A 1,262-nucleotide genomic window follows, 5' to 3' on the forward strand; every position below is an offset into this window, starting at 1 on the left:
TGGTCAAGACCCCATTTAGTAGACATTGAAAAAACACCTAGGCAGCAAACTGGCGTCGGTAGTCTACCGGCGTCAGTTTGCCTAATTTACGCTGTGGTCGTCTTCGGTTGTAAAATCGTATGTATTTCTCGATTCTTCTTTGTGCCTCAGCCATTTTTCGGATATCATAAGGATAGAGTCCTTCCGTTTTGAGATGCGAGAAGAAACTCTCCATAGAGGCATTGTCTAGGCAATTGCCCCGGCGTGACATGCTGATTTGGGCGCCAACCTTTGGCAGCATGTCGTGGTAGGCATGAGACGTGTACTGGAATCCCTGGTCGCTGTGAACGACCAATCCGGTCACGTCTTTTTGCTTTGCAAAGGCTTTGGCAAACGTCTGTAGAACCAGCGCATTGTCGTTACGTTCGCTCAGCTGGTAGGCCACAATCTCGTTGTTGAACAGATCTTTTATGGCGGAAAGATACAGCCAGCGTTCACCTACACGGTATTGAGTTACATCCGTTACCCATTTCTGGTTGGGTTTCGCTGCCGTAAAATCTCGCTTCAGCAGGTTCTCTGCCACACGTTCTCCTGCTTGGTACGTGCCGTTCAACCTGCGTTTCCGGCGAATCCTGGCCTGAAGCCCGAGTTCTTGCATGAGGCGCAGAATCTTCTTGTGGTTCATCCAAATACCGTCATCCTGCCACAAGAACAATTGGAGCTGGCGGTACCCGTATTTTCCTTCGTAACGCTTGTAGGCTTTACGGATTTGTTGTTTGGCTTCGGCGTCGCGGTCGTCTCCCTTTCGCTTCAAATAGGCATAGTAACCGCTTTTGGAGACGCCAAAGAGTTGGCATAAGTCTGCAATTTTCCCTAGAGCTGCCGCTTTCTCGATGAGCTTAAACCGTTCTTCCTTACCTCCTGCATCCAGATTTCCAAGCACTTTTTTAACATGTCATTCTCCCGCTTGAGCTTTTGAACATACCGGTCTTGATCGATATACTCTTCCCGCCTACCCCGCTGATCCAACAGTCCATACTCTCCGAGTTCCCGGTATTTCCGCATCCACCGCTTCATTCGGTCTTTGTCCTGAATGCCCAGATGTTCGTTGATTTCCCGGTATGTCCATTTCTCCTCGACATGAAGCCGAATCGCCTCTAACTTCAGTTCCTCTGAATATTGTTTGAGCTTCTGCCCTTTAAATGCCATAAAAATGCACCCCTTAGATTTCATCGGAATAACCAGGGGGTTTTTCCAATGTCTATTCTAAGGGGTGCACTTCA

General features: G+C 48.5%; 2 protein-coding genes. Both read right to left on the bottom strand.

Annotated features, from left to right (window positions below; genetic code table 11):
• Positions 1-37: 37 nt before the first annotated feature.
• Positions 38-922: an IS3 family transposase gene (locus Q5741_RS21440; RefSeq protein WP_305026142.1), complete on the bottom strand. Its 885-nt coding sequence runs from the start codon at positions 920-922 to the stop codon at positions 38-40.
• Entirely contained in the window at positions 853-1,188 is a 336-nt protein-coding gene (locus tag Q5741_RS21445) for a transposase (protein WP_305026143.1), read from the bottom strand. The genes Q5741_RS21440 and Q5741_RS21445 overlap by 70 nt, the downstream gene beginning before the upstream one ends.
• Positions 1,189-1,262: the final 74 nt, after the last annotated feature.

It is taken from the genome of Paenibacillus lacisoli (assembly GCF_030580655.1).
GTDB lineage: Bacteria > Bacillota > Bacilli > Paenibacillales > Paenibacillaceae > Paenibacillus > Paenibacillus lacisoli.